Genomic DNA, 4980 nt, shown 5'->3' on the forward strand with positions numbered 1-4980 from the left:
AAAGTGGTCATCACCTCACCAGGCTTTTCGGTGGGCTCGGGAGTGCTCCACTCGTAGGGATATGCGTATTTAACGGAATACAGCGCATTAATCGTATCGTGAACCTGTTGAGGAGTTCCGATCAACAAGAGCTTGAATTGATTAGGTTTGCGACCTTGGTTGTCCGGGGTGGGGGGAATGTTTTCAGTCATCAGAATCTTTTCTCTTAAGTGGTTATATTATTAATATATACATAAATTAACTACTAGCCAAGGGATTTAGGAATTTTTTTTTATTACGAAATATGGGTAATAGGAGAGTGTGGAAAGTGTGGTAATTGTGGGAATAAGTAAGAGGTAATAATCTTAAAATAAACTGATAATTTTTGGTGTTGTTATCATCAGCTTTTGGTTTATAATGTAAACTATAAGCATTCAGCATTAATCTAATAATGAATGCTTAGTTAATTGGTTTTTTATTGGTAGTTAAAAAAAATCGGCGTTGCTCAATTGAAGTATGAACGAGCGTACGTTTGGTTTTGGTCAAGCCCCCTAAATCCCCCAACTTTGGGGGACTTTGATAGAGAGTTTTGTTCCCCATAAAATTGGTTGGCTAGGGGGGCGGGGGACTTTGATAGAGAGTTTTGTTCCCCCCAAAATTGGGGGGCTAGGGGGGCGAAACCATACCCAGAATCAGCAACGCCACGCACCCTACGCAACTGACAGCTGATAGCTTACTTAATTGGAGTTATTTTTGGTAATCAAAAAAATCAGCTTCCTATCTTTTATCGCAACAAAAGACAGGAAACTGAAATAGCGATAGCATTTTTAGTTAAGATGTAAACAAGGGAACAGGAAACAGGAAAAAGTTGAGGGTATCTAAGGATGGGATGAATGCGATTGACCTAAGGCCACGTTACGCGATCGCATTTCTTGCTTGAGGCGATCCCATCGTTCGATACCCCATTACCACTCAAAATTTACCCACACTTGCGACACTTCCGACACTCTCTTCTGGGGAATTATGAAATAGTCGTGATTGCCCGACCAATATTAATTTGCAGGCCATCTAAGGATTCTTGGCTTTGGATAATACCAATCAGTTGCTCAGAACCGTTACCATCAAAACCGTCAGCATCGAAGAAGATTCCTAGACCGGAAACGCCATTAAGAAGCTCAACATCTTCTAATGTATACTCTATGGCTCCTTTCAGCTGAATAACATCTTTACCAGGTTCAAAGTCAGTAATCAAAGCGTAGCTTGGTGGGGGTTCTGTAGGAGGGGGCTGAATGATGAATCGAACTTGACTATCATCATAATAAACTGTCTGAGTATCTCCGAGAACGAAGGTATCTTTGCCTGAACCACCAGTGAGGGTATCCCTCTCCAACTGACCGGGTTGTTCGTCAAAGATATCCACACCAACTAAGGTATCATTGCCACTGCCACCGTTGAGGGCATCTCTGCCAAAGCTACCCATTAACTTATCGTTGCCACTCCCCCCAAACAGGCGGTCATTGCCAGTATCGCCATCAAGAATATCATCGCCCTGGTTTCCGAACAGGAAGTCATCATGTCCGCCACCGTTGAGGGAATCGTGACCTCTTCCACCAAATAGTAAGTCCGAATCATCCCCTCCATTTAGGGTATCATCACCCCTGTTCCCGATGAGTACGTCTCTGCCATCAAAACCATTGATCTCATCGTCAAACCGAGTACCAACGAGAGTATTATTCCCCTTATCACCGTTGATAACTGCCATGTTAATTTCTCCTTGTTTTTTTCCCAATAGGGAATCAAGCCTTCTATAGTTATTACAAACGATTTATCTCTAGTTGTATTGCCACATTGGCTTAAATTTAGAATCTAGGGTGAATGGGTTAATAAGGGAATCGGGAATCGGGAGTAGGGAGTAGGGAGTAGGGAGTAGGGAATAGGGAATAGGGAATAGGGAATAGGGAATAGGGCATCAAAAATTATCACAATTCCGACACCGATTGCTATAGCAACCCACTGGGCAAAAGCAGCTTTAGGATAAAAAAAACTAGTTCGTTCTTTTAAGTAACTGACTCCAACCCGACCATTGCCTTTGCTGTAAACTCTACGCGGTAGCTCATTACCAATTCAAGCCAAGTTTCTCAGCTACTTCTTCTGCAGGAATACCAGGCTCTCCAAGTTGAGTGCGGTGAAGCGAATCAATCAACTCCTGCACAACCTCAGGTCTTAGTTGTTTATTTTTATCAGGATCGCTCAACAGTGCTTCTAGAGTTTCAGTGACTGTTTCTTGGATGAGGAGCTTACACTCATCAATAGTCAAGTCTTTAACTTGCATGGTCTTTTCCCTCACATAATTACTCTATATTATAGCATTTTTTAGAGGAGATTGTCTTTCAGCAGTTTCTGGAATTTGGTACAATCGGCTAGCCAAAGTATAGCCAAGTTTTTAATCCCTGCGCTGCCTAACTTGTGCTGCACTTTAGGGACCGACTATCCCTTGGGCTTTTCCAAGAGATCCGTGCCGACGTAAACTGAGTCGTTAGCGCTGCATCTGTTAACTATAAGTATTATCAACGCTATAAATCTGGTTTAATGGGTTTACGAAACTAGTTTATTAACGTTGCACACTATTGAATTTATACTAATTATTTGATAATGTAATTTGTAAATTACTGTTTGTTTCACCCTTTAACTGAAGTTAATTAAACCCTTGAAATTATAAACATAAACTGTTGGGAAAAAACTAATTTGACCTAAAATTTAAATTATAGCAAAAATTAAATAAAATAATTTGGGTGATTTTTGATAAACTAATTATAAGAGCCGACATAAATGAATAAAATTCCGTAAACTGTCAACGGTCAACACACCACTGAAGTCAACAAATAACTGAATCTATGAATAGCCCTTTTCTCAATCACCTCCATAGCCCAAAGCGCCCGGTTATCGTATTTGATGGGGCAACTGGAACGTCTCTCCAAACCCAAAACCTCACCGCTGAAGACTTTGGTGGACCTGAGTACGAGGGATGTAATGAGTACCTTGTCCATACTAAACCAGAAGCAGTGGAAAAGGTGCATCGGGGCTTCCTGGAGGTGGGAGCAGATGTGATTGAAACGGATACCTTTGGGGGTACCTCGATTGTACTGGCAGAATATGATCTAGCTGACCAAGCCTATTACCTAAATAAAGCCGCTGCGGAACTAGCGAAACGGATGGCAGCGGAATACTCTACTCCAGAAAAACCTAGGTTTGTGGCAGGGTCCATGGGTCCTGGTACTAAACTCCCTACCCTGGGACATATTGATTTTGATACCTTGAAGAACGCCTATGTGGAACAAGCCTTAGGGTTGTATGATGGCGGTTCTGATTTGCTGATCGTGGAAACCTGTCAGGATGTGCTGCAAATTAAGGCAGCGCTGAATGCCATAGAAGAGGTATTTGAAAAAAAAGGGGCAAGACTGCCACTGATGGTATCGATCACTATGGAAGTGATGGGTACTATGCTGGTGGGGTCAGAAATTAATGCGGCGCTAACTATTCTAGAGCCTTACCCGATTGATATCCTTGGTCTTAACTGTGCCACTGGGCCAGAGCAAATGAAGGAACATATCAAATACTTGTCTGAGTGTTCCCCATTTGTGGTTTCCTGTATCCCTAATGCGGGATTACCGGAAAATGTCGGAGGGCACGCTCACTACAGGCTTACTCCCATGGAACTGCGGATGGCACTGATGCATTTTATAGAGGATTTGGGAGTACAAATTATTGGTGGCTGTTGCGGTACTAGGCCAGATCATATTCAACAGTTAGCGGAGCTTGCCCAAACCCTGACCCCGAAGGAGCGAAATCCTAAGCATGAACCGTCAGCAGCATCGATTTACAGCTCCCAGCCTTATGAGCAAGATAATTCTTTCCTAATTGTTGGTGAACGGCTCAATGCTAGTGGTTCTAAAAAGTGCCGCACCATGCTCAATGCAGAAGATTGGGATGGATTGGTATCTTTGGCTAAATCCCAAATCCGGGAAGGGGCTAACGTCCTAGATGTTAACGTGGACTATGTGGGACGGGATGGAGTTCGGGATATGAACGAATTGGCCTCCCGTTTAGTCACAAATTCCACCTTACCCCTGATGCTGGACTCCACGGAATGGGAAAAGATGGAGGCTGGCTTAAAGGTAGTTGGGGGTAAGTGTATCCTGAACTCCACTAACTACGAAGATGGGGAACCTAGGTTCTATAAGGTACTTGAGTTAGCTAAAATTTATGGCGCGGGAGTGGTAATTGGTACTATCGATGAAGATGGTATGGCCCGGACAGCAGATAAAAAGTTTGAAATTGCTAAACGTGCTTATAACGATGCGATCGCATATGGTATCCCGGCTCATGAACTCTTCTTTGATACTCTAGCGTTACCAATTTCTACAGGCATTGAGGAAGATCGGGAAAACGGCAAAGGAACAATCGAATCCATTCGTCGGATTCGGGAAGAATTGCCTGGGTGTCATGTTATCCTAGGGGTTTCTAATATTTCCTTCGGACTAAACCCAGCAGCACGAATTGTGCTTAATTCCATGTTCTTGCACGAAGCAATGCAAGCAGGGATGGATGCAGCAATTGTTAGTGCTAGTAAGATTTTACCCTTAGCCAAGATTGAGCCAGAGCATCAAGAGGTTTGTCGAAAACTGATTTATGATCAGCGGGAGTTTGATGGGGATGTGTGTACCTATGACCCCTTGGCCGAGCTGACTACTCTGTTTGAAGGGAAAACTACAAAACGCGATCGCTCTCAGGATGAAAACCTATCGGTAGAAGAGCGGCTCAAGCGTCATATTATTGATGGGGAACGGATTGGTTTAGAAGAACAACTGGAGAAAGCCCGAGAAAAATATCCTCCCCTGGAGATTATCAATACCTTTTTGCTGGACGGGATGAAAGTGGTAGGGGAACTATTTGGTTCCGGGCAAATGCAGCTGCCGTTTGTATTACAATCCGCTCAAACCA

The 4980-nt window shown here is 43.3% G+C and carries 4 protein-coding genes; 1 reads left to right on the plus strand and 3 read right to left on the minus strand.

The genetic code is table 11. From position 1 onward, the window contains the following. From F6K37_RS31965 to F6K37_RS31975, 3 genes are all read right to left on the minus strand, one after another. Positions 1 to 191: hypothetical protein (locus F6K37_RS31965; protein WP_287254612.1), on the minus strand; the 191-nt coding region annotated here is incomplete at its 3' end. Between the two features lie 809 nt (positions 192 to 1000). Further along, positions 1001 to 1741 (minus strand): calcium-binding protein, encoded by a 741-nt coding sequence (locus F6K37_RS31970; RefSeq protein ID WP_287254614.1) that lies wholly within the window; start codon positions 1739 to 1741, stop codon positions 1001 to 1003. Between the two features lie 354 nt (positions 1742 to 2095). Then, on the minus strand, positions 2096 to 2311 hold the full coding sequence (locus F6K37_RS31975) for a hypothetical protein (RefSeq protein WP_044493068.1): 216 nt from the start codon (positions 2309 to 2311) through the stop codon (positions 2096 to 2098). A 562-nt stretch (positions 2312 to 2873) separates the two neighbouring features. Between F6K37_RS31975 and metH the strand changes: the two genes are divergently transcribed. Further along, positions 2874 to 4980, plus strand: a 2107-nt coding sequence (metH, locus tag F6K37_RS31980; RefSeq protein ID WP_287254617.1) for a methionine synthase, incomplete at its 3' end; no start/stop codon positions are given.

It is taken from the genome of Moorena sp. SIO4E2, from assembly GCF_010671945.1.
GTDB lineage: Bacteria > Cyanobacteriota > Cyanobacteriia > Cyanobacteriales > Coleofasciculaceae > Moorena > Moorena producens.